Source organism: Roseburia sp. AF20-18LB (genome assembly GCF_003461185.1).
GTDB classification, from domain to species: Bacteria; Bacillota; Clostridia; order Lachnospirales; family Lachnospiraceae; genus Roseburia_C; species Roseburia_C amylophila.
In genome coordinates this window covers 55,857-82,293 of record NZ_QTWP01000001.1, presented here as the reverse complement: position 1 = coordinate 82,293, position 26,437 = coordinate 55,857, and the positions used below count along the sequence as shown (strand labels likewise).

At 38.2% G+C, this 26,437-nt stretch carries 28 protein-coding genes and 1 other RNA gene; 6 read left to right on the top strand and 23 right to left on the bottom strand.

From position 1 onward, the window contains the following. Positions 1 to 140 precede the first annotated feature (140 nt). From ssrS to deoC, 3 genes are all read right to left on the bottom strand, one after another. Positions 141 to 320, bottom strand: a non-coding RNA gene (ssrS, locus tag DWX65_RS00415) — 6S RNA. Positions 321 to 403: 83 nt separating this feature from the next. Further along, positions 404 to 811 carry a cytidine deaminase gene (locus DWX65_RS00410; protein ID WP_117946988.1) on the bottom strand — a complete coding sequence of 136 codons (408 nt, stop codon included), beginning with the start codon at positions 809 to 811 and terminating at the stop codon, positions 404 to 406. 80 nt (positions 812 to 891) lie between these two features. Continuing rightward, positions 892 to 1,536: a deoxyribose-phosphate aldolase gene (deoC, locus tag DWX65_RS00405; RefSeq protein WP_117946989.1), complete on the bottom strand. Its 645-nt coding sequence runs from the start codon at positions 1,534 to 1,536 to the stop codon at positions 892 to 894. Positions 1,537 to 1,756: 220 nt separating this feature from the next. Between deoC and DWX65_RS00400 the strand changes: the two genes are divergently transcribed. Continuing rightward, complete coding sequence (locus DWX65_RS00400) at positions 1,757 to 3,118, top strand: citrate/2-methylcitrate synthase (protein WP_117946990.1); 1,362 nt, start codon at positions 1,757 to 1,759, stop codon at positions 3,116 to 3,118. A 126-nt stretch (positions 3,119 to 3,244) separates the two neighbouring features. On the opposite strand, the gene DWX65_RS00395 is transcribed toward DWX65_RS00400, so the two are convergent. Then, positions 3,245 to 3,589: a hypothetical protein gene (locus tag DWX65_RS00395; protein ID WP_117946991.1), complete on the bottom strand. Its 345-nt coding sequence runs from the start codon at positions 3,587 to 3,589 to the stop codon at positions 3,245 to 3,247. 216 nt (positions 3,590 to 3,805) lie between these two features. Between DWX65_RS00395 and DWX65_RS00390 the strand changes: the two genes are divergently transcribed. Further along, complete coding sequence (locus tag DWX65_RS00390; RefSeq protein WP_117698987.1) at positions 3,806 to 4,183, top strand: response regulator; 378 nt, start codon at positions 3,806 to 3,808, stop codon at positions 4,181 to 4,183. Positions 4,184 to 4,185: 2 nt separating this feature from the next. Continuing rightward, positions 4,186 to 5,067 carry a chemotaxis protein CheX gene (locus tag DWX65_RS00385; protein ID WP_117698986.1) on the top strand — a complete coding sequence of 294 codons (882 nt, stop codon included), beginning with the start codon at positions 4,186 to 4,188 and terminating at the stop codon, positions 5,065 to 5,067. A gap of 122 nt (positions 5,068 to 5,189) precedes the next feature. Here the strand turns inward: DWX65_RS00385 and thrC are convergent, their stop codons facing one another. Both thrC and DWX65_RS00375 read right to left on the bottom strand, forming a co-directional pair. Beyond that, on the bottom strand, positions 5,190 to 6,680 hold the full coding sequence (gene thrC / locus DWX65_RS00380; RefSeq protein ID WP_117698989.1) for a threonine synthase: 1,491 nt from the start codon (positions 6,678 to 6,680) through the stop codon (positions 5,190 to 5,192). Positions 6,681 to 6,752: 72 nt separating this feature from the next. Further along, a complete protein-coding gene (locus DWX65_RS00375; RefSeq protein WP_118172544.1) occupies positions 6,753 to 8,186 on the bottom strand; it encodes a WD40/YVTN/BNR-like repeat-containing protein in 1,434 nt (477 codons plus the stop codon). Between the two features lie 281 nt (positions 8,187 to 8,467). Here DWX65_RS00375 and DWX65_RS00370 point away from each other — a divergent pair, with 281 nt between their 5' ends. Then, a complete protein-coding gene (locus DWX65_RS00370; protein ID WP_118172543.1) occupies positions 8,468 to 9,277 on the top strand; it encodes a hypothetical protein in 810 nt (269 codons plus the stop codon). Here DWX65_RS00370 and leuD read toward each other — a convergent pair. Together leuD and leuC are read right to left on the bottom strand one after the other, a co-directional pair. Continuing rightward, positions 9,264 to 9,752, bottom strand: coding sequence for a 3-isopropylmalate dehydratase small subunit (gene leuD / locus DWX65_RS00365; protein WP_022243891.1), 489 nt, complete (start codon positions 9,750 to 9,752; stop codon positions 9,264 to 9,266). The genes DWX65_RS00370 and leuD overlap by 14 nt on opposite strands. A gap of 12 nt (positions 9,753 to 9,764) precedes the next feature. Then, positions 9,765 to 11,024 (bottom strand): 3-isopropylmalate dehydratase large subunit, encoded by a 1,260-nt coding sequence (leuC, locus tag DWX65_RS00360; RefSeq protein WP_022243892.1) that lies wholly within the window; start codon positions 11,022 to 11,024, stop codon positions 9,765 to 9,767. Positions 11,025 to 11,155: 131 nt separating this feature from the next. Between leuC and DWX65_RS00355 the strand changes: the two genes are divergently transcribed. Next, the gene (locus DWX65_RS00355; RefSeq protein WP_117841097.1) at positions 11,156 to 12,058 is read left to right on the top strand and encodes a LysR family transcriptional regulator; all 903 of its coding nucleotides are present in this window, start codon (positions 11,156 to 11,158) and stop codon (positions 12,056 to 12,058) included. A gap of 126 nt (positions 12,059 to 12,184) precedes the next feature. Here the strand turns inward: DWX65_RS00355 and ilvC are convergent, their stop codons facing one another. The 9 genes from ilvC to DWX65_RS00310 form a co-directional block, all read right to left on the bottom strand. Next, positions 12,185 to 13,207 carry a ketol-acid reductoisomerase gene (gene ilvC, locus DWX65_RS00350; protein ID WP_117698982.1) on the bottom strand — a complete coding sequence of 341 codons (1,023 nt, stop codon included), beginning with the start codon at positions 13,205 to 13,207 and terminating at the stop codon, positions 12,185 to 12,187. Positions 13,208 to 13,231: 24 nt separating this feature from the next. Continuing rightward, positions 13,232 to 13,732: an acetolactate synthase small subunit gene (gene ilvN, locus DWX65_RS00345; protein ID WP_117946994.1), complete on the bottom strand. Its 501-nt coding sequence runs from the start codon at positions 13,730 to 13,732 to the stop codon at positions 13,232 to 13,234. Between the two features lie 187 nt (positions 13,733 to 13,919). After that, positions 13,920 to 14,288 carry an Hpt domain-containing protein gene (locus DWX65_RS00340; protein WP_117946995.1) on the bottom strand — a complete coding sequence of 123 codons (369 nt, stop codon included), beginning with the start codon at positions 14,286 to 14,288 and terminating at the stop codon, positions 13,920 to 13,922. Between the two features lie 71 nt (positions 14,289 to 14,359). Further along, complete coding sequence (locus DWX65_RS15265; RefSeq protein ID WP_242997776.1) at positions 14,360 to 14,584, bottom strand: hypothetical protein; 225 nt, start codon at positions 14,582 to 14,584, stop codon at positions 14,360 to 14,362. A gap of 313 nt (positions 14,585 to 14,897) precedes the next feature. Beyond that, positions 14,898 to 15,857: a hypothetical protein gene (locus DWX65_RS00330; protein ID WP_118172542.1), complete on the bottom strand. Its 960-nt coding sequence runs from the start codon at positions 15,855 to 15,857 to the stop codon at positions 14,898 to 14,900. 346 nt (positions 15,858 to 16,203) lie between these two features. Further along, on the bottom strand, positions 16,204 to 17,178 hold the full coding sequence (locus DWX65_RS00325; RefSeq protein ID WP_158564671.1) for a ribosomal protein L7/L12: 975 nt from the start codon (positions 17,176 to 17,178) through the stop codon (positions 16,204 to 16,206). 19 nt (positions 17,179 to 17,197) lie between these two features. Then, entirely contained in the window at positions 17,198 to 18,310 is a 1,113-nt protein-coding gene (locus DWX65_RS00320) for a hypothetical protein (RefSeq protein WP_118172540.1), read from the bottom strand. 3 nt (positions 18,311 to 18,313) lie between these two features. Next, a complete protein-coding gene (locus DWX65_RS00315) occupies positions 18,314 to 18,892 on the bottom strand; it encodes a hypothetical protein (protein WP_022242263.1) in 579 nt (192 codons plus the stop codon). Continuing rightward, positions 18,892 to 20,085 carry an SPFH domain-containing protein gene (locus DWX65_RS00310; RefSeq protein ID WP_118172539.1) on the bottom strand — a complete coding sequence of 398 codons (1,194 nt, stop codon included), beginning with the start codon at positions 20,083 to 20,085 and terminating at the stop codon, positions 18,892 to 18,894. Before DWX65_RS00310 ends, DWX65_RS00315 begins: the two co-directional genes overlap by 1 nt. Positions 20,086 to 20,204: 119 nt before the next feature. Here DWX65_RS00310 and DWX65_RS00305 point away from each other — a divergent pair, with 119 nt between their 5' ends. After that, positions 20,205 to 20,444 carry a helix-turn-helix domain-containing protein gene (locus tag DWX65_RS00305; RefSeq protein ID WP_022242261.1) on the top strand — a complete coding sequence of 80 codons (240 nt, stop codon included), beginning with the start codon at positions 20,205 to 20,207 and terminating at the stop codon, positions 20,442 to 20,444. Between the two features lie 285 nt (positions 20,445 to 20,729). On the opposite strand, the gene DWX65_RS00300 is transcribed toward DWX65_RS00305, so the two are convergent. The 6 genes from DWX65_RS00300 to DWX65_RS00275 form a co-directional block, all read right to left on the bottom strand. Continuing rightward, positions 20,730 to 20,969, bottom strand: coding sequence for a DNA-binding protein (locus DWX65_RS00300; RefSeq protein ID WP_117698976.1), 240 nt, complete (start codon positions 20,967 to 20,969; stop codon positions 20,730 to 20,732). A gap of 1 nt (position 20,970) precedes the next feature. Then, positions 20,971 to 21,207 carry a helix-turn-helix domain-containing protein gene (locus DWX65_RS00295; RefSeq protein ID WP_158552122.1) on the bottom strand — a complete coding sequence of 79 codons (237 nt, stop codon included), beginning with the start codon at positions 21,205 to 21,207 and terminating at the stop codon, positions 20,971 to 20,973. Between the two features lie 392 nt (positions 21,208 to 21,599). Beyond that, complete coding sequence (locus DWX65_RS00290) at positions 21,600 to 22,118, bottom strand: O-acetyl-ADP-ribose deacetylase (RefSeq protein WP_330414714.1); 519 nt, start codon at positions 22,116 to 22,118, stop codon at positions 21,600 to 21,602. After that, entirely contained in the window at positions 22,096 to 22,479 is a 384-nt protein-coding gene (locus DWX65_RS00285) for a hypothetical protein (RefSeq protein ID WP_118172538.1), read from the bottom strand. The genes DWX65_RS00290 and DWX65_RS00285 overlap by 23 nt, the downstream gene beginning before the upstream one ends. Positions 22,480 to 22,533: 54 nt before the next feature. Continuing rightward, entirely contained in the window at positions 22,534 to 23,979 is a 1,446-nt protein-coding gene (locus DWX65_RS00280; protein ID WP_118087480.1) for an MFS transporter, read from the bottom strand. Between the two features lie 19 nt (positions 23,980 to 23,998). Beyond that, complete coding sequence (locus tag DWX65_RS00275; RefSeq protein WP_118172537.1) at positions 23,999 to 26,416, bottom strand: glycoside hydrolase family 3 C-terminal domain-containing protein; 2,418 nt, start codon at positions 26,414 to 26,416, stop codon at positions 23,999 to 24,001. Positions 26,417 to 26,437: the final 21 nt, after the last annotated feature.

Below are 26,437 nucleotides of genomic sequence, written 5' to 3'. Positions count from 1 at the left end.
CAGCAGCTTCTTTTTTCTCTTTTGTATTTTCGGTTCTTTTGTAAACATGCTTCTTTGGTATACTATATGTTTATCTTCCGTACCTTATGATTCTTTTGTACACAAAGATTCTTTCGTCTATTCATACCTTATCTTTAGCAAATATACCCAAAATGCCGTTTCCTGTATTTTGACTCCTAGCAAAGCTAGGTGGGTAACCTCAACCAATACTCTGCCTTCCACTGCAAACGGAGGCCTGACATCCTATTGGAGATATTGGAATCCCGTTTAAAGTAAATGTAGGTTCAAAATAACAGGCGTGTCGAACATCCCAGGCATAAAACTATTTGCTTTTTGTAATTGTTATTATACTCTAATATGTGTTGCTTTTCAATGTAAAATTCCTGTCAAATTGTGGAACAATTTATGATTGCAGATCTTTCGGTGAAAAGGATGCCGGAAAAAGCTCTTCTAATTTCATAACTTTGATACCGCCAGCTCCATCTTCCATAATTACCTCAAATGTGCTTCCATCTACAAATTCTGTCAGCACCTGCCGGCAGACACCGCAAGGTGTAAGCGGTTCTTCCCTGTCTCCCACTACAGCAATAGCTAAAAATTCTTTTTTCCCTTCGGATACTGCCTTAAAGACAGCTGTTCGCTCCGCACAGTTCGTGGGCGTAAAGGCTGCATTTTCAATATTACATCCGGTATAGATACTGCCATCCTTACAATAAAGGGCTGCACCTACATGAAAATTGGAATACGGTGCATAGGAATATTTTTTGGCTTCTTTTGCCGCTTCTAATAATTGTCTTTTGTCCGTCTCCATGACACTCACCTTTTCTAAATTATTTCTGTTTTACAAATTTTTTTCATTATCTTATCATTCTTCATTGCTCTTAATATCTGCTATCCCAGAATATCAACGGCAGAACTTGTGCCAAGCCGTGAACAGCCTGCCTTAATATAATTTTCCATATCTTCTTTGGTACGGATTCCTCCGGCCGCCTTAATCTTAACCTCTGCTCCAATGTGTTCTTTCATTAATAATACATCTTCCATGGTAGCACCTGCCGTTCCAAATCCGGTAGATGTCTTGATAAAATCTGCTCCGGCATTGGTTACCGCATGGCACATGGCAATCTTTTCTTCTTTTGTAAGATAACAGGTTTCGATAATAACCTTTAAGATCCTACCTCCTGTTACCTCTTTTAAAAGACGGATTTCCTCTTCTACTTTATGATATGCCCCATTCTTTACATCGCAGATATTAATTACCATATCAATTTCGTCTGCGCCGTCTTCCAATGCTTTCTTTGTCTCTGCCAGCTTTCCTTCAGTGTTCGCATATCCTAACGGAAATCCTACTACGGTACAGATTTTGATTTTATCGCCGTAAGTTTCTTTTACCCGGCTGATGTAACAACTTGGGATACAAACCGATGCGGTATGGTATTTTATTGCTTCTTCACATAATTTTTCTATGTCCTTCCATGTGGTAAAGGCTTTTAACGCAGTATGATCCACATAACGATATAATTCTTCTTTTTCCATTTTGTACCTCCGGTATTTTTTTTAATTGTAATATATATTCTGTAATTTATCCAGCAAAAAACGTTTTATCAGAGAACATTTTTACATTAGTACTATCTTCCTATAATTCTAAATTTTTTAGAAAACAATTTTAAACTTTCTTTAAAATTTACGCTTTTTTCTTGTTTTCTACAACCGAAATATGATAACATATTAAAATAATTAAAAGAGGAGGAACAATATGACAGGACGTTTTTATGAAATCACACCGGAAATAATGGAACTTGCGAATAAATGCTCCGCATCATCCATCATTCCTTCTGAATTATATACGAAATATAATGTTAACCGTGGTCTTCGTGATTTAAATGGAAAGGGTGTTCTGGTAGGACTTACACACATTTCTGATGTATGCTCTACCAAGCTGGTAAATGGAGAATACATTCCATCTGAGGGCGAACTTTATTACCGTGGCTATAATGTAAAAGATTTAGTAAAAGGAATTGCACCGGACAGCCATTTTGGATTTGAGGAATGTGCTTATCTTCTGATGTTTGGTGAGCTTCCAACCAAAGAACAGTTGAAAAACTTCTGTGGACTGCTTTCCGAATACCGTACACTTCCAACCAGCTTTGTACGTGATATTATTATGAAAGCTCCAAGCAAAGATATGATGAATACACTGGCACGAAGTGTGCTTACACTTTATTCCTATGATGACCGTGCCGATGATATTTCACTTCCTAATGTATTGAGACAGTGTTTGCAGCTTATCAGCTTATTCCCACTGCTTTCTGTATATGGTTATCAGGCTTACCGCCATTATCATGATGGTGCCAGCCTTTATATTCATACCCCACAGCCGGAATTATCTACTGCAGAAACAATTCTTCATATTCTGCGGCCAGACAGTAAATATACCCCATTAGAGGCAAAGCTTTTAGATATCGCATTAATCTTACATATGGAGCATGGTGGTGGAAATAACTCTACCTTTACTACCCATCTGGTATCTTCTTCCGGAACCGATACTTATTCTGTTATTGCAGCATCCCTTGGTTCCCTGAAGGGGCCGAAACATGGTGGTGCCAATATCAAAGTAGTTCAGATGTTTGAAGATATGAAACGCACTGTAAAAGACTGGACAGACGAAGACGAAGTAGGTAAATATCTTACTGCACTTCTTCATAAAAAAGCTTTTGACCATGCCGGTCTTATCTATGGAATGGGTCATGCAGTATATTCTCTTTCCGACCCAAGAGCAGTCATCTTCCGCGGTTTTGTGGAAAAGCTTTCCCAGGAAAAGGGATATGAAAAAGAATTTGCACTCTACTCTTTAGTAGAACGTCTTGCACCGGAAATCATCGCCAAAGAGCGTAAAATCTATAAAGGTGTAAGTCCAAACGTAGACTTCTTCAGCGGATTTGTTTATCATATGCTTGACCTTCCGTTAGAACTCTATACACCAATTTTTGCAATTGCAAGAATTGCCGGCTGGAGTGCCCACCGCTTAGAGGAGCTTTCCCAGAACGGAAAAATTATGCGTCCTGCATATCGTAACATCGGTGAACGCAAAGAATATGTTCCGATTGACAAACGTTAAACCGCAAGCTTCTGCCACCTGCAGCTTCTTACGGAATGCTTAGACACAAAAAACTGTAGTTCTTATCCGGTATCTTTTCCAGATATAAACTACAGTTTTTTGTAAATTATTATAAGTAAATATTTTTTATAAATACTTCTCTCTGGCATTCTTTAATGTACTGACCAAAAACAGACAAGATAACACCAGCAGCAGAAGGATTCCTGATTTAATAATAATCGGCAGTTTAAAGATGGTCTCACCCAATGCCGTCACAATGCCATATACTAATGCCAGTGCTCCGCAAAGAAGCATTTTCGGTGTTACTTCTTCTCTTATCTTCTCCGGATGTTTACATTTCTTTAATTCCTCCGGCGTTGCCAGAAGGCTGCTTGTCTTTCCGGTACTTTTCATCCATATGCCATTCATAAGAACATAGATACCTACCAGTGCTACTACAACATCTACTACTAAATTCCAGTTTACTTTCATAATATGTAACCTCTTTTACTCTTTTTTCCTGACTCTGATTTATCTTACCACACTTTACATTGCTATGTGAACATATTTATCATATAACCTTCTATTCTTATTTGTTTTTTATGCAAAACCACGAATTTTATCGAAAAAGCCATTGAAACTTTTGGTCAACTATTGTAGTATATTAATATGTTCTAATTATTCTAGTTGTATTTGGAGGGATTATATATGAAATTAGACGAAGCAAAAATCCTGATTGGAGATGACTCCATTCTTGCAAGAAAACAGTTAAAAGACATTATTGCGCAGTATGGTGGTACAACTTTTGTTGAGGCAGCAAATGGTCAGGAAGCAATTGACAAATTCAAATCCGATAAACCTGATATCGTTTTTCTTGATATTGTTATGCCTGTAAAAGATGGTATTGCCGCTGTAAAAGAAATTAGAGAATCTGACCCGAAAGCGGTTATTATTATCGTATCTTCTGTTGGTACACAGGCTCAGTTAAAGAATGCAATTGAAGCCGGTGCAAAGGACTTTATCCAGAAACCGTTGAATGTTGAACAGATTGAGCGGGTACTGAAGAATTATTTTGAAGGGAGATAATTATGTATACACAGTTTTTTGGTAATTTTCTTTTAAGCAAAAGTGCTGTTCCTGCGGATAAACTGGTAGATGCATTAGAGAGGCAGTCCTCTTCCTATCTGAAATTAGGTACTCTGGCAATTCATGCCGGATTATTAAATGCTTCCCAGGTTGACGCTATTGTATGCCGTCAGACCCATGAAGACAAGAAATTTGGTGAAATTGCAATCGAAGGCGGATATCTTACAAAGGAACAGGTTGACAAATTACTCTCCTCGCAGAAACCAGACTACCTGCTTTTAGGTCAGATTTTGATTGAAGACGGACTGCTTACCAACAGTCAGTTTGAGGAATTACTTGCAGAATATCAGGCAAGTAATGAAATTGATGATTTAAATGTTGCTAACGAACAGAATGATATGGTTGAAAAGCTGATTCATAAATTCTTCCATTTTGATAATTCTGATATGTCAGGAAAGATTGTTGCATACCTTAATCTTCTCTTTAATGATATCGTTCGTTTCATCGGAAAGGATTTTACACCATTAAATCCACTGATGAAATCCGAGTATATGACCAACTATTGTGTTACCCAGAAAGATGAAGGTTTACTTTCTTTCAATTCTGGTGTAGACATGAGTAAATCTGTTGCAATTGCTTTTGCATCCCGTTATGCCAAAGAAGAATTCCATGAATTCGATGAGTATGTAAAAGCTTCTATCGAAGATTTCTTAAATCTTCACAATGGATTATTTAATGTAAATATGTCTAATGAATTTTCCCTGGAATTAAACTTATGTCCTCCGGAAGTTCATGAGGAAGAAACGCTTACAAATGCCACTAAGATTTATGTATTTCCAATTATTTTCCCATTTGGAACCATTCACTTCCTAATGGAAATCTAATCTTAAACCTTTACATTTTATTTACATAAACGAAACCCTGTCAGATTTCTCTGACAGGGTTTTGTTACCTTGTATCCATAAGAAACTGCCGGTAGCAGATTCTCTATGTTTTACATAAGCATTTAGATATTTAAAAATGCTTTTACCGTCTTAGGCATATCTTCTACATCGCATTCTGTCTTATGAAGTACTTCTGCACTGCGGATGTCTTCAATTGCCTGTGGAACTGTTACATTTGCAATCTTGCTTAACTCATCTACCAGTTCAAAATCAGTCATGGAATCATATTTTTCTTTATCAATGGCATCCATTACGCTTCTGGTAAACTTGAACGGGCTTGCTGTTGATGCAATAACAGTCTTGGTATTATCACCGGTCTCTTTTACATATTTATGGTATACACCGGTTGCTACAGCAGTATGTGTATCAATCACATAGCCGGTCTTCTCATAGAGGTCACGGATTACTTCTGCTGTTTCTTCCTCTGTGGTGTAATTGCCATAGAAGTCAGCAAGCTGGGCACGCATCTCATCGGTAATCATATATCTGCCCTCTTCTGTTAATGCACGCATGAATTCAGCATTTTTCTCTGCATCATTTCCGGCAATACGATAAATCAGACGCTCTAAGTTGCTGGAAATCAGGATATCCATGGATGGAGAAGAAGTTAGTACAAATTCACGGTTTCTGTCATAGGTTCCGGTTGAGAAGAAGTCAAATAATACTTTGTTCTCATTGGAAGCACAGATTAATTTTGCAATCGGAAGACCTAAGTTCTTTGCATAGAAAGCTGCTAAGATATTTCCGAAGTTACCGGTTGGAACTACAACATTAATCTTTTCATCTTTTGCAATTGCACCATTTTCATATAATTTTGCATATGCATATACATAATAAACAATCTGAGGAACAAGACGGCCGATATTAATGGAGTTAGCAGAGGAAAACTGATATCCGGCTTTGTCCATCAACTCTGCCAGTTCTTTATCAGAAAACATTTTCTTAACGCCGGTCTGTGCCTGGTCAAAGTTACCATGAATACCAACTACATGTGTATTTGCCCCTTTCTGGGTAACCATCTGCTTCTCCTGAATCGGGCTGACACCATTCTTTGGATAGAATACAATAATCTTAGTACCAGGAACGTCTGCAAATCCTGCTAAAGCAGCTTTTCCGGTATCACCAGAAGTTGCTGTTAAAATAACAATTTCATTCTTTACATGGTTTTTCTTTGCAGCAGTTGTCATAAGGTAAGGCAGAATGGATAATGCCATATCCTTAAATGCTATCGTAGCTCCATGAAAAAGCTCCAGATAATATGCACCGTCTGCATCTACTAACGGAGCAATCTCTTCTGTATCAAATTTAGAATCATATGCACTATTGATACAATGCTTTAATTCTTCTTCTGTAAAGTCTGTTAAGAAAAGCTTCATTACCTCGTAAGCAGTCTCCTGATAGCTCATTTTTGACAGGGTATCCATATCAACGTCAAGCTTTGGTAATGAATCCGGCACAAATAAACCACCGTCTCCTGCAAGACCCTTTAAAATTGCCTGTGAAGCTGTTGCCTTTTCATCTGAGTTTCTTGTACTTGTGTAAATCAAATCCATTTTTTGTCCCTCTTTTGCTCTCTGCATAAAATTTGTTCTGTCTTTCATTATATAAGAACCTGCAGTTTACTGTCAATAACTTATCCCAGAATAATTCCATGTATTCCCACTATCTATGGATTCAAAAAGAATTCCATCGTTTTCACCCATAGCAGATATTACTTTTATTATAAGTTTTCCATCTTTCTGCTGTGGCATCTTGCAATAATCATAGTCTGATATGGAAAATCCATACTCTGCTGCCGTGTCCGGAAGTTCTGTCACTTCATCCATGGAAAGTTCAATCATGGAAAATGTTTTCCCGCCATCCTGTGTCAGATAAAGTGTGGAATAATCACCTGACGCTCCAGCCAATCCGATAACGCCCAGATTTTCATTATAGAATTCTATTCCTTCTGCCACACCAATATTTCCATCAAACGGATCTGCATTTTGCTGATTCCAGCTCTGCCCGCCATCCTTTGTCATTTCAAGCTCATAAAAACGGCTGCCGGCAGCTGCATCCGCCACCAACAGACGATAACCGGTATTGCTGTCCAGGAAAAAGTATACGCTTCCATCTTCCCTGTTTTCCGTCCACGGAGTGCCATTTCCGCTCTCTTCCTCATCATTGCCATCATTGCCGGCTACGGCATTGGTGTCTGCATTCCCGTTGTTATCCGTTGTGTCATTTCCAGCACCGTTTTTTGCTTCATCAATCTGCTCCTGCCGGTTTTGCTGGGCTAACACTGCAGCACTGGTATATTTTGGATTTATGATATAAGTTATAATTTCACCTGTATTTTCTTCGCCACCAGTAGAAAATGTAACTGCAAAACCTGTAACTTCTCCGCCATATTCCAACTGGCTTAAAATTGAATTTTCATTTGTATCTGCATTTCCATCTATATCTTCATTTTCATCTATATCTTCATTTTCATCTATATCTGCATTTTCTGCATTTATCACCTGTAGGCTATCTGCACTGGAAAAGGCTCTTTTCCCAGAATAACTTATTCCAAAGGTATGGCTCTTTGTTTCTTCTGCCCAGCTATCTACACGTTCTTTCACCTTTATATTTCCCAATAGTTCAAATAGCGGTGTCAGGCACATATCTTCTTCATAATCTGTCTTGGCATAATTATTGATGTAAACTGTCATTTTGCTGCTTTTCTTCCGGTTATAGTCCACAAGATAGGTTCTGGTTTCTCCATTCTCATCCTCACCATAGAAAAACGTATCTATTGCAGCAATTTCTCCGGTAGCATAGAAAGTCACATTAAAATGGTTCACCAGATAAATTTTCTTAGGAAGCCCGATTTCATTATCCAGATCCTCCAATATCCCTGCCACACTGTCATCAAAAAAATTATCATGCTTTAATGTTATCTTTACTTCATCACTTTTTTGAAACCGGTCGGATGTCTTGAAAAAATATAACCCTCCAAGACATACCAGCAACAGAATCATCCCTGCTTTTAGCCAGTTTTTTAATTGATATTTCTTTCTTGAATTTTCCCGATTCAACGAATTGCTCCTTTCCACCTGCAATCATACCACTGTTCCAATAATGCTTCCAAATATTCCTGATATTTCTACGAATTTTTATATCCTTACAATTTTCAATATACATTGATATCATAGCATATTTTTTATTTTAAAAGTTTGATATTTTCTTAAGATATTTTCCTGTTTTCATGCTTTCCTAAAAATGTTATACTCAAAGTGATACTTACCGTAAGAACTCGCCACCGGCAGCTTCTTACAGATGATTTGTAACTAAGAATTTTAGAATGTGAGGATTTACCATGCTTTCCGGTGCTTTTTCAGCCAAAACAAAAGATGGGACCATCTACTACCGTTCCAGTCTTACCTATAAAAGAAAACATATCAGTCTTGGAAGCTTTCCAACGGAAGAAGAAGCCCATCTTGCCTATAAAGAGGGGACTTCTCTACTTTCTGAGTCTGAAATCACACTGGAAAATTATACCGCATATATTAAACTTTTAGATTTTGCCAAAGCCATTACACTTTTAAATTTCCGTGACAATGGCGTCTATATCAAGAATCCGATTTATCTGAAGCAGAATTATTTTCTCTATTTTCTCGCACCACAGATGGAATATAAATTTGATATTGATGATTTATTCTTTTATTCCAGCCACAAGATTATGCAGCGTGGTGGCCGGCTTTTTGTAAATGAATACGGCATGCAGACCGGGATTCTCTCCCGCTATGGAGTCCGTAATCATGCGGTACTGGATGCAGATTACACTTTCGCCAATGGTAACCCCTTCGATTACAGCTACGCCAATATTATTGTCATTAACCGCTACCGTGGAGTTGCCCAAACAGAACACAACGGACTCCTCCGTTATCAGGCTTTTATCCATATCAATGGCAATTATTCCATTGGCACTTATTCTTCCGAAGAAAAAGCTGCCATTGCCTACAACAAAGCTGTTGATCTGGCAAAGGCAGCCGGTATTCATAAGAATTTTGAAGAAAACTATATTACAGAGCTATCCGCTAGAGAATATGCAGAAATTTATACTAATCTTAAAATCTCTCCAAAATATATCAATTATCTTTCTACACTTTCTGCTATTTCTGATTGATGTAATTTACGAGTCCCTCGCAATCGATAATCTTCTGCATAAATGGTGGGAATGCCTGACCCTGGAAACTCTTTCCAGTGGTCTTGTCGGTAATGACACCAGTATCAAAATTTACCTCTACCTCATCTCCTGCTTTGATTTCCAAAGCTGCTTCCTTACATTCAATAATCGGAAGTCCGATATTGATTGCATTACGATAGAAAATACGTGCAAAAGTTTCTGCTATGACGCAGCTTACACCAGCGGCTTTAATTGCAATTGGTGCATGCTCTCTGGATGAACCGCATCCAAAGTTCTTCTCCGCTACAATAATATCTCCTGCAGATACTTTATTTACAAATTCCTTATCAATATCTTCCATACAATGTAAGGCAAGTTCCTTAGGGTCGGAAGAATTCAGATATCTTGCCGGTATAATAACATCCGTGTCTACGTTGTCACCGAATTTAAATACTTTTCCTTCTGCTGCTTTCATGTTCTAATCCTCCTATACTTCTTCCGGGCTGGAAATCTTTCCTGTAATTGCACTTGCTGCTGCAACTGCCGGACTTGCCAGATAAATTTCCGAATCCACATGTCCCATACGTCCCACAAAGTTACGGTTGGTTGTAGATACGCATCTTTCATTCTCAGCAAGGATTCCCATATAGCCACCAAGACAAGGTCCGCAGGTCGGTGTGCTGACAATAGCACCTGCTTCAATAAAGGTTCTGATATATCCGGCTTCCATAGCATCCAGATAAATCTGCTGGGTTGCAGGAATTACGATGACACGTAAACCTTTCTTTACTTTCTTTCCTTTCAGGATAGAAGCTGCAATCTTAAGGTCATCTAATCTTCCATTCGTACAGGAACCGATTACTACCTGATCAATAGTAATGTCGCCTACTTCATCAATGGTCTTTGTATTTTCCGGAAGATGTGGAAATGCTACAGTTGGGCGAAGTGTACTAAGGTCAATGGTATACTCCTCATCATATACAGCATCCTCATCTGCTTCATATACTTTATAAGGGCGCTTGGAATGCTCTTTCATATATGCTTCTGCTTTCTCGTCTACCGGGAAGATTCCGTTCTTTCCGCCGGCTTCAATTGCCATATTTGCAATGGTAAAACGGTCATCCATGGAAAGATACCGGATACCATCACCTACGAATTCCATAGACTTATATAATGCTCCATCCACACCAATCATTCCGATGATATGTAAAATAACATCTTTACCGCTAATCCATGGTGCTGGTTTTCCTGTGATGTTGAATTTAATCGCGGATGGTACTTTAAACCATGCTTTTCCGGTTGCCATTCCTGCCGCCATATCAGTACTTCCAACACCGGTGGAAAATGCTCCCAATGCTCCATATGTACAGGTATGTGAATCTGCTCCGATAATAACATCTCCTGCAACAGTCAGTCCTTTTTCCGGAAGAAGTGCATGTTCGATACCCATTTCTCCTACATCAAAGTAGTTGGTGATTTCGTTTTTGCATGCAAACTCTCTGACGCATTTACAATGCTGTGCAGATTTGATGTCTTTATTTGGTACAAAGTGGTCCATAACCAGTGCGATTTTATCCTTATGGAACACTCCGTCTACTTTCATTTTCTCTATCTCATGGATAGCCACCGGTGAAGTGATATCATTTCCCAATACCAAGTCTAAATCTGCTTCAATCAACTGGCCAGCCTGAACAGAATCAAGTCCCGCATGTGCCGCAAGAATCTTCTGTGTCATTGTCATTCCCATTTGAAATTCCTCCTGAAATTAAATCATTTTTTCTATACTGTTGCTATTATAGCACAGCTAGTGGTATAATGGAAATACATATTAAACATATTTATTATGATTTTTAGTTATAAACACGGAGGGATCTATAAATGTTGCAGAGTTTATCCAGTTACCGTATTTTCTATACCGTAGCAAAAACACAGAATATATCAAAGGCAGCCAAAGAGCTTTATATCAGCCAGCCCGCCATCAGTAAATCCATACAGAAACTAGAGGAAAGCCTGGGCTGCGAACTATTCCGCCGAAGTTCCCGCGGCGTATTGCTGACCGAAGAAGGCGAACTTCTTTTTACTCATGTCAGTTCCGCTTTCGAAACCCTGACTTTAGGGGAAGATAAATTAAAGAACTCCTTAGAGCTTGGTGTCGGCCACTTAAAAATCGGTGTCAGCTCCACACTCTGCAAATACATGCTTCTGCCTTATTTAAAGGATTTCACAAAACGTTATCCGCATATTAATATTTCTATCGTATGCCAGTCTACCAACGAATCCTTACAGATGTTAGAAGAAAACAAAATTGATATCGGTCTGATTGCAAGGCCGGAAAACCAGAAGACTTTAAATTTCAGCAATGTGGCTGAAATTGAAGATATTTTTGTTGCAACGGAAGCTTACTTAAACGTATTGAATGCAAGGGGCATTTCTTCCGATGCAATCTTACAGAATTCTACACTGATGCTTCTTGATAAGCACAACATGACCCGTCAGTATATTGATGATTATTTACAGGAAAATAAAATCGAGACCAGAGATTTAATCGAAGTCTCTACGATGGACCTCTTAATTGACTTTGCAAAAACCAACCTGGGTGTTGCCTGCGTCATCCGCCAATTTGTCCAGAACGAACTTGCAAATAAAGAGTTATTAGAGATTCCACTTGGTTTTCCAATTCACAAGCGTGAAATTGGCTTCGCTTATAAAAACACCTTAAAGCCTTCGAAATCCTTGGAATTATTTATTGATTTCTACCAGAATTTTCATCCGGGCGAATAAGATGCCTCACTGCCAGCTTCTTACAAATGCCTGACAGATATGAGAAACATACTTTAAGAGTTTCTCGCGTCAAAAAAAGCTGCCGCAATCGCGACAGCTTTTTTATCATCTTTTTGAAGTATCAGATTAGTTGTTAACCAGCTTATCTTCTTCGTTGTTCCAGCTATACAGCTTACGAATTTCTTCGCCGACTTTCTCTGATGGATGCTCAGAAGCAAGCTTTCTCATAGCTTTGAAGTGTACCTGGCGTCCTGCTGGTGACATATCAAGTAAGAATTCTTTTGCAAAAGTACCATCCTGAATATCTGTTAAAATCTGTTTCATTGCTTTCTTTGTCTCAGCAGTAACAATCTTAGGTCCTGTGATATAATCACCATACTCAGCAGTGTTAGAGATAGAATATCTCATTCCAGCGAATCCTGACTGGTAGATTAAGTCAACAATCAGTTTCATCTCATGGATACACTCGAAGTATGCATTTCTTGGGTCATAACCAGCTTCGCAAAGTGTTTCGAAACCAGCCTGCATAAGCGCACAAACACCGCCACAAAGAACTGCCTGCTCACCGAAGAGGTCTGTCTCTGTCTCTGTACGGAAGGTTGTCTCAAGAAGTCCTGCTCTTGCTCCACCAATTCCAAGACCATATGCTAATGCCAGGTCAAGTGCTTTACCGGTTGCATCCTGCTCTACTGCTACCAGACAAGGAGTTCCTTTTCCAGCCTGATACTCAGAACGTACAGTATGTCCTGGTGCCTTAGGAGCGATCATTGTTACGTCAACATCCTTTGGAGGTTTGATACATCCGAAATGAATGTTAAATCCGTGAGCGAACATTAACATGTTTCCTGGCTCAAGGTTTGGCTCAATATCGTTCTTATACATATCTGCCTGTAACTCGTCATTGATAAGAATCATAATAATATCAGCCTGTTTTGCAGCTTCTGCTGCTGTATATACTTTGAATCCCTGTTTTTCTGCTTTTGCCCAGGATTTGCTACCATTGTAAAGTCCAATAATGACATCACAGCCTGATTCCTTTAAATTTAATGCATGTGCATGTCCCTGGCTACCGTAACCAATGATGGCGATTTTCTTACCATCCAGTAAGGAAAGGTTACAATCTTCCTGATAATAAATTTTTGCTGCCATTTTTTCAGCCTCCTGTTTTAATGATTAATCTAAATATGTAACATCGGCAGACCCTCTGGTCAAACCTGTGATACCGGTTCTAGCGAGCTCTAATATCTCATAGCCCTGTAACAGATCCATAAATGCATCTAATTTATCCTGATGCCCTGTCAGTTCAATTACCATGGAATCGTTAGTGACATCAACCACCTTGCCATGGAAAATATTGGTAACGCTTAAGATTGCCTGACGCTCTGTATCCTTCGCTTTAATCTTAACCAGAATCAGTTCTCTGGTCACTGATGTACCCGGTTCTAATTTTTTAATATCCCGTACATCTTCAAGCTTTGCAAGCTGCTTTTCAATCTGCTCTAAAATCTGCTCGTCACCACTTGCTACTATAGTTATTCTGGTATATCTTGGATCTGCAGTTACACCAGATGAAAAACTATCAATGTTATATCCTCTCCGGCTGAAAAGTCCTGAGATATGACTTAATACGCCTGAGGTATTCTCTACTAAAATAGATAATGCCTGTTTTCTCATGTGAAAACCATCCTTTTTCTTTCATTCACATTACAGTTATTCTAGCATATCAGTTCTGTTTGTCAATACTAAAATGGCTTAAAGTAATAATATTTTTTTGTACAATAACCTATGGTTATATCATTAATAACAATAACAGAAAACTACAAGAAACACATTTTGCAATCTGGCGGGGTGCCTGCATAAATTACGGCTGTGAATCCCTGTATTTCCGGATAATATCAATTGTCTTCTGATAATCCATTCTGACTTCCCTAAATTGCTGCAGCATCTCTTCTCCATATATTTTATAGCGGAGCTGTTCGCACAGAATTATGCTTGATTTGCTCAGCCGTCCCAACCCGAGCGTCATGGTCTCTCCCTTTAAGGTATGTACCAGATCAAAGGCTTTCTCATAATCCCTTTCCTGTAAAGCTTCATCAATCCTCTGTACTTCATCGCTTTCTAAGAATTTTATCAAAAAACGGTGTACCAGCTCTTCCTTCCGGAGTCTGCGCATGACCTCTGCATAATCTCCCTCCAGTTCCTTGTAGCATTGCTCTAAATCCATACTCATATTCCCTTTCTGTTGATTTTCTCATAGCATTATAGTACACCACCGTTTTTTCTTTTTCAAGCAATTCTTCCTTATTGTCTGGTGTTTCCATCCGGCTGCACCGGCAGTTCATTCTGTTGCTTTACACTTTGTTGTCCTTCCGAGAGCATAATAAGCGTCCAGGTTATTTCTTTTCTTGCATATTCCAATGTCTCTTCTCCATCATATACCGTATCAACCTGGTACTTATGAAATACAAGAATATCTGTAACAGCTTCTGCCATGCTTTCTTCGTCTTCTGCATAGAGTAACTTCATAAAAACATCCTCCTTGTTGCATAACCTGCCAGGCATACCATAACTAGCTTCTTACAAGCATTTTGGAACTATAGAAAACACATTTTGCAGGAAAGCAATTTCCTGCAAAATAAAAAAAGCCAGGATAAAATCCTGACTATATTTTCGGGGAGTACCTCCCGAACTCCGAAGAGCCCGAGAGGCATGAGTTATGAAAAATTATATTAGCTTAATAGCTAGTACTTTTATACTATATCTTATAGAAATATGTTTGTCAAGTGTTTCCCTACAATTTTTCTCAGGGCCTTACTTGGGTATATTTCCATTTGAATTTCTACAGTTTTTGATATATTTTTTCTACGTCATAATCCGGCGCCATAGTTGCTGCAATTTCATATATCTTCCTGATATTTTCCGGCTCTTCTTCCAGCATATCAGATGTTTCTTCTACGGAGTTGCCTTTTTGCAGTTTCTTGATTACCTGACGAATTAGTTGCAGTTTTTCGCCCTGCTCCAAGCCTTCTTCCAAACCCTGTTCCAGACCTTGTTTTCGTCCCTGCTGTAATTTATTTTCCAGTTCTTTTTCAATTTCATCTTTCATTAATTCACGCAATGCTTCACACATCTCATTTTGCCTCCTTAACAGACTATATACCTGCTTATTTGCATTTACACTTACTTGAAGTACCGAATCAATATTGCTCCGTTCATTCTTACTTTCCAAATAATGTATCTGTTCCAAAAATAGTTCTGCATCCTGCATCTCTACCTGTGTAGTCAATACCCGCAGGCTGCAATGAGCTTTTCTTTCCAACTGACTTGTTACTACAACTTGTACTGGAAACGGAACTTTTCCTCTTACATAATAAATTCCAGGATACATTTTTTTCAGGATATATCCTTCTTTTTTCAGTTCCTGAAAAAGTGCCTTCGGATAAGCATTCCGAAAAAAGGATACGGTCACCTCAGATGCTGGAATTTTATTGACTGCTATCCCCTGCGCCTTATATAAGCTGGCGTATCCAATTACCTTAAAGAAGGAATCTATCGTCAATTCATCTCCCGGTCCCTTATACTCTAAAATATTGTGTCCCCTCATAATATGACCAATTTCATTTTGTAACGTCCGCTTCCAATCCATCTTTTTAATAATCACAAGATCAATCTGAAGTGGTTTCTTACTTAAATTATACTCCGGAATTAATTCCAGTACATCCAGATCTTGTCGCAGTTCCAGTTCTGTTGCTGCACAAAACGCCGGATGCCATTGTAATTTTTCTGCTTTTCCTGACATTTCTTCTCCTTTCTTTTGTCTTGGAGAGTATACTTTTGCAATGTCACTTAACCGCAACAACCTTTGTCTGAAAGAATTCTCTCCGCTTCATTTAATGTGAAATAAAAGCTTTGAAAATTCCTGTTATCATATCAGGTTATGTGGTGACCCCGGCGAAATGATAGAATACCGGTATACTTCTGACAGGCTATGTGCCATTGAAATGTATATAGAAATATCAAGCTTTGATTGCATTATAACATGATGAAATGAAAATGTCAGTAAAAAAGAAAGCATCTGCCCTCCCTTAATCGGATAAGCAGATGTTTTCCATCTCAATTTCTTTCAACTTCTATTTTTGTATCTGTTACATGCATCTTGCTCCGCACTTGGTACAGAATTTTGCTCCGGGCATAATTTCATTTCCACACTGTGAACAGAACATTTTCCAAGCTTCCTCTACTTTGGCACCGCATTTCGGACAGAATTTTGTGCCGGATGCAAGTTCGGCACCACAATTATTGCAATAACAACCACCTTGTTCCTGTTTATCTCTATACTTCATTTTACTTGTTGCACCAATTGCATCAAGTTCCTGTTTCATTTCTTCTAATACTTCCAAAGAACCTTTTATAAAGAAACCATTTCCAGCTTCAATTTCATCAATACATTCTTTTGCTTCCCTAAGATCTGATCCTGTATATTCTCGAATCAATTTAATCAGCTGAACCTTCTTGTCTCCTGTAGATGTAATAATCAATGCTGCTTCTGTGTCCATTTCTACATACATATCATCTTCATCCACATCTGAATCATTTTCATTCATATCCATTTCATAATCTGCTCCAAGATTATCCAAAACTTTTATTAACTCTTCTACTCTTTCATTTCTGGCTGAAATTTGAAATCCATTATTTTCTGACAAATCATTTAAAAGTTTTAATTCCAAATCTTTTCTATCTAATCCAAGTATCTGATGATATGCTTCGATTACTTTTTCTCCCTGATCTCCTAATGAAAAAATTGCAATAGATGTATTCATTTCTGCATCATCTTCATCTTGCCAATTCTTTTGAATATAAGTAAGTGCACCTGCCTCATCCAATTCCTGTTGCATCTGCTGTAATAATTCTAAAGACTCTAATGTACACACGGTTGACTGTTCATCTAAAATATTGCCATTAATTAAATTGCTTAACTCCGTATAATCTGACTGCAGATATTTTTGAATAATTGATATAATCTGTACCGGGTTAGGACCAACATCTGTAATTACAATTCTATATTCCGGTATCTCCTGCTGTACTCCCTTATTTCCAAATAATGATTTCATGAATCCCATTTTCATTTCTCCTTTTCTACTAGTAGTATTTTCCGGCTTCAATTAATAAAGGAATAATTTCTTCCGGTTTTATCTGCTGCAGTTGTTCTAATCTGCTTCCGATACGATTGATATTCTGTATATTCATTTGTTCCTCATCAAAGCGACGCTGTAAAATCTCATGTCTTTCCTGTAATTTCTGAATCTGTTCATCCATTTTATCAATATTAAGCTGTGCATCATCTTTCTGTGGATTTGCCGTAATGAACCCAAGAATAACAAAGTAAATCAAAATACCCAGAATAATTACACCAACAGACACTGCAACACGGAGAATTGTCCGGACACAGCTCCATAAAATGCGTAAAATTCCTGCAAAAAATCCATAATTCATTGCATTGGCAAATAAATGTCTCACATCAATAATCCAGCGGAACAGGGAAACAGCACACCATACCAGTACTAACGCACAGATAATACCGATTGCAAAAGAAATTGCCTTGCGGACAGGGGAAGTCTGGCTCCAACGCTCTGCAAACTCTTCCTTTTTCCGTGTCAGTGTGTTTTCCTGCAATTTAGACATTTCAGTTACCTGTTGTATTTTAGAACTAATCTCATTCTGCTGTGCATTCCGCTCATTCAATGACTTTCCAAGACTTGCTAAAGCGATCTGTCTGCCGTCATTTAAAATACCTTCCATCTCCTGAAGAATCTCTGGAGTAACATCCTCACAGCGATATATTTGCTGAATATAATCTCCTATCTCCCCCCAATTTATATGTTTCTTCTTTTTTTCACATAAAATCAGTCCATAATAGCCCTTACAGCTCCACATAAAATCATTACGGATTCCTGTAAATTCTGCTTTTGCCGCCGAAATGTTTCCCTGATTTAGTAATGTCATGGCATTTTTATAACGGTTATCCAGACCATCTCTTCCACTTCCTCCAGCAACAGCAGCAGTCAGATTGATATTTTCAATTGTTTTCTTCAAATCCTGATGAATATTTTCAATATGTTCATCTGTTTTCTGAAACTCTTTTGATAAATTATGTACCAGGAAAAGATTATCACATGCCATGCATTCATACTTTTCCTCTGTAATTTTTCTTACTGCACCACTGCCACAACTGGGACATTTTATTTCTTCCATTTTCTAGCCCTGCTCCTTTGTATTTTTTATTTTTCTGATTTCAAGCTGCTTCATGATTGCTCCGCAGATTTCCGCAAAAGCGGCTTCATCTGTTGTTGAAGAAAGCTGCAATATCAACTGTCTGATTGCCTCATTTTCTGTTGCCACTGCAGGTGAACTGACCGGATCACTGTATCGCATCTTTTCCAGCACTTTGTCAATTTCTTTGCGGTTGACCTCATCTGTAATCTGCACTCTGCAAATTTCAAGCTGCTGAATAAGTCCTTTAAACACTTCGATGGAACTCTGTTCCTGTGTCTGAACCTTTGTAATATATTTATTACTTGCTGCCATAGCAATCTCAATGATAATGAAAACTGCTAAAATCGCACTCTGTAACAAATAGGAATACACCTGATAATCCTTCGGAATTTTCAGGCAGACCTTAAAGAAAACAAAAATCTGAATTACAAGATAGACTCCGCTCAGATATACAAGCGGCATCTTTAATGCTGCCTTTTGTTTTTCCTGTTTATGAAATACCAGAAATGCAAAAATTGGCTGCATCAATATTGCAATCAGGCAAAATATGTACTTGAACATTATTTCTCCCTCCTCGTTCCGCATTTCGTACAGAAATTAGCTTCCGGCGGCATTTCATTTCCACAGTTTGCGCAGAAAATCTTCTGTGGAATCACCACTTTTTCACCACACTGGAAACAGAATTTAGCATCCTTCGACAGACTCGTTCCACACTTGACACAGGTAATATTTCCACCTTGCGCCTGCGGCTGTACTGCTGGCTGCGACTGTGTTGCTGCAATATCTGGCTGCATTGCTGCTGTCCCTGTCTGCGCTGCTGTTACCGGCTGTGCCTGAACTGCTGCATCCATATTGTTTTTCATCATGTCACCCATGGAAAACGCCAGTGGAATCTGTGCCATCATATTCGCCGGATTCGCTGCAAAGCCTTCATTCTGTGCAAATGTTCTGCTTACATCAAACTGCTGCTCCTGTTGCCAGGTATATCCCTGCAGTTCTCTCGCTTTGGCAAGTCCTTCTGCTTCAATTACGGTAGCATCACGATTTCCCATTGCTTCAAACCGCTTCTGTGCCATGCTGTTATCTAATTTTTTAAGTTCTTCCAAATCGTCCGGCTTAATGGTAACTGCAGACACAAAGAAATTTAAAATCCGGATGCCATAGCCTTCAAGGTCGCTTTCCACCTGACCGGCAACGTTCTCGGAAATTTCATTCAAATGCTGGTTGAAAACATTGTAGCTATATTTGCTGAGTTCTACTGCAATGCAATTTTTTACTCTTGTAACTAAAAGGTCTTTAAAAAATTTCTGAATATCTTTGGTGGTCATTGCTTTTTCGGTACCAACCAGATTAATCAGAAGCTTTCTTCCATCCTCTATTTTCAGTCCGAAAGAACCACTGGCACCGGCACTGTAACTATAGCCGTAATTCGGATCACGAACTGTCACCTGACTTGGTGTTCCCCATGCGATATCCATCATGGTCGCAAGGTTAATAAAATAAACCTCCACATGGAACGGACTTACTCCGCCCGAAACCAGATTTCTTATTTTGGAAATAAGTGGAATGTTTTTCGTTTCTAAGGTATAACGACCTGCTTTAAAAGAATCCAGTGCCTGTCCGTCACTGAAAAATACTGCCTCCTGCGACTCATGCACAATCAATTGTGACAGCGTATTAAAGTCTTCTGCGGGATGCTTATAAATAAGAGTTGAATTATCCCCTTCATATTTGATCACTTCCTGAATAGCCATCAAACTTTCTCCTTCCGTAAATTTATATAAACTCCTTTCTCGATTATACTACAAAACTTCCATTTTGGATACTTTTTTTCTTCCATTTTGGATATTATTTTCTCAACGAGGTGATACCTATGTCAGAAAGAATTAATCAACACCTGCATCCACTGGTAGGTTCTAACATCCGAAGACTGCGGAAAGAACAGGGTTTGAAAGCCACCGAAGTCATTGCGAAGCTCCAATGTGATGGCATCAATGTAACTACCGGCATATTCAGCAAGGTGGAAAATGGTTATAATAACCCAACGGTAGATATGCTGATTGGATTGACCAAGATTTTTAATTGTGATTTTAATGAATTCTTTAAACAATAATAGGCAGCTAAACGGTGAATGGTTTAGTTGCCTGTTGTTGTTTTGTCATATAAAAGGGGAGCTACCAATATTATTTTTTGAAATATGTTATTTTCTACAATGTTGTCCTGTCGTTGACTTTGCCTGATTCTGACATAATCACACTACACATAACATCAAGTATCTAACACGTTTTTATTATATCATCACCATCTTTTTTTACAATACTAACGCTTATGAAATATACTAATAAAACAAGGTCAGTCTTTCCACACCATGGTGATTCCAAGACTGACCTTAATGTCACTAATTCATATTCTGTTGCAATTCTTTTATGTTGTCCAAATCAGACAAATCCATTCCTTCATATCTCTCAACAAAATCTATCAATGTTGATTTACGAACCTTTAGACTACCTAATCGAAGTGCAGATAATAGTTTTCTGTTAATCAACTCATATACCAGATGCCCATTCACCTCTAATACCGCTGCCGTCTCACGCACATTGTACAAAAGCTTTTCGTCTTTTAAATCCTTTTTATCCATTTTACACCATCCCTCCTAAATATGTTCCTAAAATCGTATTTGCATCAGTTTTGTAAAAATTAATAAATCTAAAAAGCATCTGAATACTCATTCCCTTTGAGCCTTCCTCAATTCGTGCATAATGACATAAACTCATATCCATTTCCTCAGCCGCCTTCATCTGTGTCATTTTTCTTTTTTCACGTAAATCTCTTATATTATTTCCAATCACATATGGATCAAATTTAGTTCTGCTCACTTCTGCCACCTCCATCAATTAACATCCATACTCCTCTGCATGTGATATTTTTCTCTTACTCATAATAAATTATCTCCTTTACGATTTCGTATTGGAGAGCTCCGGCGCCTTCACTCTCGTGACGTGCTCTCTCAAGCACATGTTTATTGTATATTGTCATGGATGAATTACCGACCGTGTTTACGCGACAATTTTGTCGTGTTAACACGACATTTGCATCTGCTTCTAATATACTTAAATATTTTTTACAGATAGGACTTCCGTTCGAAGCAAAAAAAAGAATCCATGCCTTTCCCGCATGAATTCATTTTATCGTTCCTTACGCATCCTTATATTCTATTTTTAATGGTGTATGTGTCTCAAATATCTGTCATATATAAAGTCTGCTATAATTATTTGTCGTATAATTTATCAACCTCGGCTTCATACACCGATTCAGTCTGAGTATCAAACAGCACCCATTCCACCAAATCGAAGCTGTCCGGATTATCTTGCAAGAACCTGTTTACTGTATGTACTGCAATCTTTGCTGCCAACTCAACCGGAAAACCATATGCTCCCGTTGATATGGAAGGAAATGCAATAGACCTTATTCCATTATCCATTGCTAACTTCATAGAATTAAAATAGCAGTTAGCAAGAAGTTCCTCTTCTCTATTTCTTCCACCATTCCATATCGGTCCGACAGTATGTATAACATCATCACATGGCAGATTATATGCCTTAGTGATTTTAGCCTCTCCCGTATCACATCCATGAAGTGTCCTGCACTCCACCAGAAGTTCCGGTCCTGCGGCTCCGTGAATAGCACCATCTACTCCGCCTCCTCCAAGAAGAGAGCTGTTTGCTGCATTCACGATTGCCTGCACATCTGTTATTTTCGTAATATCACCTTTTATCGTCTTGATCAAGTATATTTTCTTCTCCTTTATCTTCAACAATTAATGCTAAATAATATGCAAATGGAATCAATATTTTCGGCTGTACAGAACTCTCATCATACACAATTATCTTCTTTTGAATAGCATTTAAATCTGTGAAATACGCTAAATACAGACTGAACAATTCCCAATATGTTTGATCCCAAATCAAAGCCTTTTCTTCACTCGCTTTTATAATACGTGGAAAAACATAATTTGTAGAAATCATTTTTATAGTTAATCCATAATTATTACAAACAGATTCTATCACCCTATCTATATGATCTGCTGTATATTCAGAAACATTATCACGTACAATACTATTTTCATATATAAAATCATCAATTGTCATTCATATCACTTTTTTCTAAACTCATCAATTATAAGGTCATCACAACTAATTGAATCATTTTTTATTTGTGCTTTTTATTTCCGCTACCAGTTCTTCATACTTACGTTCGTCAATAATATATTTCCGTTTAATCAGTATATAAGCAGCTCCTATAGAAATTACCGGAACAGCTACAATTCCAAGACGCAATATAAATCTTTGTCCGGCATCTGCTGTCTGAATAAATTTATCTGCCTGTACAATTACATTTTCCGAAGTAAGTTCTCCTGTACCAGCTTTTATTTCTAATCCGGATATTTTCTGACTGATTGCATAAATATTGCTTATAATCAGTATTAACGCAACAACCGCCTGATCAACTGCACTTGCCAGCTTTGTTGCAAAAGATCTTACTGCTGAGATAATACTGTCATGTCGTTCATGAAACCGGACTTCATCATACTCTATGGTATTATTTAACATGACAATCATCGTCATATTGAATGCCCCCTGCGAAAAGAAGATTAGAAAACCGATGATATTCAGTAAAACAACACTTTTTGGTACAATGTAGCCTACACTCATAAAAAGCATATACCCAATGACTGTAATGCTGGTAGCTGCAGTTATAATCTGATTTCGTGTGAATTTTGAGGAAAGCCACGCAAAAGATGCCTCTGATATCAGCGTTCCTAATCCATACATAATTGTAAACCAAAATACAAGACTGCCACCTACAGAATATCCAAATTCAAAATAAAAGAAATTCATTCCAATCATAATCAGAAGACCATTTCCGATTTGGAATAATAAACATGCAATTCCAATCACTATCAACTGATCATTTCTCAGGAATATATGAAACATATCTTTTAATGACAGTGTTCTCTTCTTTTCCGGTCGTTTTCTCTCTTTTACTCCAAACACTGTAAGTAGCTGGAAACCAATAAAACAAAAAGCAATCACAATCGCAGCCGTCCGATATGCCATAATCGCATTTCCAGCTACCATATCAGGGAGCAGACCTGCAACAGAAAACTGTCCGATACAGATAAAAATTCCCTGTACGGTTACCAGCCAGTTCCGTTCTCCCGGATCTGATGTAAGACTCGGCAGCATTCCCCAATAGGCAATATCATTCATTGTGTAAGTCATTCCCCATAAAAGATATCCCACTCCAAAAAATGCAACAAATCCCCATCCTTCCGGCCTTACTGTAAACAAGCAGATAATTATCAGGCTGTTTAAAATTACTCCTATAAAAATCCAAGGTTTAAATTTTCCGGCTTTCAAATGCGAATTTTCAATAATAATTCCCATCATTGGATCATTAATGGCATCCCACAGCAGACACACTACCATAATTGCTGATATTACTGCATATTGGGCAACTGTCAGTTTCATCGTATATTGAATATATGTAAGAAGAAACATAGAGACAAGTGCATACGCCATATCTCTTCCGGTTGCTCCTATACAATAGCTCCATTTTGTGCGTTTATCCAATTTATTGTTTTCCATATACGACTTCCCCCTCTCTCTATTTCTTCAGCAGTCTTTTTAAAGCCTGCAGATATTTTTTATTTGCATTGTAAACTAACATATCGATTAACTTCGGAGTTGCAATTCCACCACTGGTTGCAATCAGTCCTTCCAGATTTCCTTCTTCGACTCCCATTTTTACCATTTTAAAGGCCGGGTCCCGCTCTGATTTTCCCCGAAGTATAATCTTAAGTCCAATATGTACGACTCCACGAACAATTTTTCCAAACATTGAGACATTTACCACATCCTGATAGGAATCGTAAACCGTATACTCTCCACGCTTTTTTTCTTTGTCATGTTTCGGTTCACCGCCTAATAGCTGATAAAATTGTTCTGCACTGATTTCCATTCCATGTGGCTGCTCTCTAAAATAATCCGGAAACAGTTCTCTTTCATTTCTAAAATAACTATTTCCTACTACTTCCATATTCGCCTTTAATTGCAAATCATGTACCGATGCTCCGATACAGATCTGATATTTGCCGCTTAACATGGAAAAGGCTTTTTTCTCTACATCATAGACGGAAAAACTTCTTTCATCCAGCTCTAGTATAACTTCTTTTTCTTCTCCCGGATGCAGATATATTTTTTGAAATCCCTTTAGTTCTATATGGCTTCTGATAACATCTGATTCAATCGGGCAGATATATAACTGTGCTATTTCTGCTCCACTCACTTTTCCGATATTTTTAATTTTAAAACGAATTTGTATCTTTCCACCACTATATACTTCCGGTACATTCAATTCCGAATAGGAAAAAGAAGTATAGGAAAGTCCATAACCAAACGGATATTTTACCGGAACATGGAATGTCTCATAGTAACGATAACCTACAAAAATGCTTTCCCTGTATTCTACATCATCATTCGGAGGTGCAAAATATCTCCATGCCGGAGTATCTTTTTCTGAAAACGGAATTGTCTCTGCCAATTTACCGGATGGATTCACCTCTCCACTGATTAAGTCAGCAACAGATTCCCCTACAGCCTGTCCTCCGAGGTACATGTGAAGAATTGCTCCTACATTCTTTTCAAAACTAAAATCCATAGGCGCACCACCGAAACTAATTGCTGCAATATGATTTTTTCCGACAGTTTCTGCAATTTCAGCCAACAGCTCTTCCTGATTTTGAGGGATTTTAAGATTTTTCCTGTCGTATCCTTCTCCTTCATAAGATTCTGTAAGACCGATAAAATATAGAATCACACAATCCTTTTTTCTATATTCCTGTTTCAGTTTTTCTATCGTATCCTGTAGTTGCTTTTCTCCTAATTCCTCCGTTTCATTCTGATATCCCTGTATATAAGTTACCTGATATCCTTTTTCACGTATTGCTTCAATCGCATTTGTCATCTTCGTCGGCTGGATATGACTGCTCCCACCTCCCTGAAACCGCATCTGCCTGGCAAGCTCTCCAATAATGATTACCTTCTTCTCTTTTCCAATTGGCAAAACACTATTATTTTTCAAAAGTACTGCACTTTCATTTTCCAGTTTACGTGCCACCTGATTCTGTTCTTCCATATCTACCTCATAATTTTCTTCTATATTTTTATGAAGTGATACAAAATTCTGCAGAACATTCTTAGTCCAGTTATCCAGTTCCTGAGCCGTAATCCGGCCATCCTTATACGCTTCTTTTAACACATCTGTGTGGAAGCCTTTCGGATCTGGCATTTCCAGTGTCAGACCATTTTTCATACAGCTTACAATATCATTTGCTGCTCCCCAATCCGACACCACACCACCTTGATATTTCCATTCTTTTCTCAGAACATCTGTCAGTAAGTATTTATTTCTTGCTCCAAATTCGCCATTAATCCTGTTGTATGAAGCCATTACAGAAGTCGGTTTTGCTTTTTTCACAACTTCTTCAAAAGCCGACAGATATATTTCCCTAAGAGTTCTTTCATCAATCTGGCTATTGGATGTCATTCGTCTTGTTTCCTGTGAATTAACAGCATAATGCTTTAAACTCGTACCTATTCCAAGGCTCTGTACACCTTCGATATATCCCGTTGCCAGCTTTCCTGTCAAATACGGATCTTCACTGAAATATTCAAAATTTCTTCCGCATAAAGGAGAACGCTTGATATTGATTCCGCAGCCTAGCACAATGGATATCTGCTCTTTTTTTGCTTCTTTCGCAATCGCTTCACCCATCTTTTTAACAATAGCAGGATTCCAACTGCAGGCTATTGCACTTGCAGTTGGAAAACAGGTTGCAGGCTTACTGGTTTCAATATCCCCAACCTTTTCCTGTTCCAGTTTTCGAATCCCATGTGGTCCGTCTGTCATCATAATAGAGGGGATTTTCCCATTACAGTCATAAGTATGCCAGTCACCAACACCGCCTAAAAGCCGGATTTTTTCATCTATTGTTAACTGTTCACATATTTTATCAATGTTCATGGCTTATCCCCTCTTTCAAAG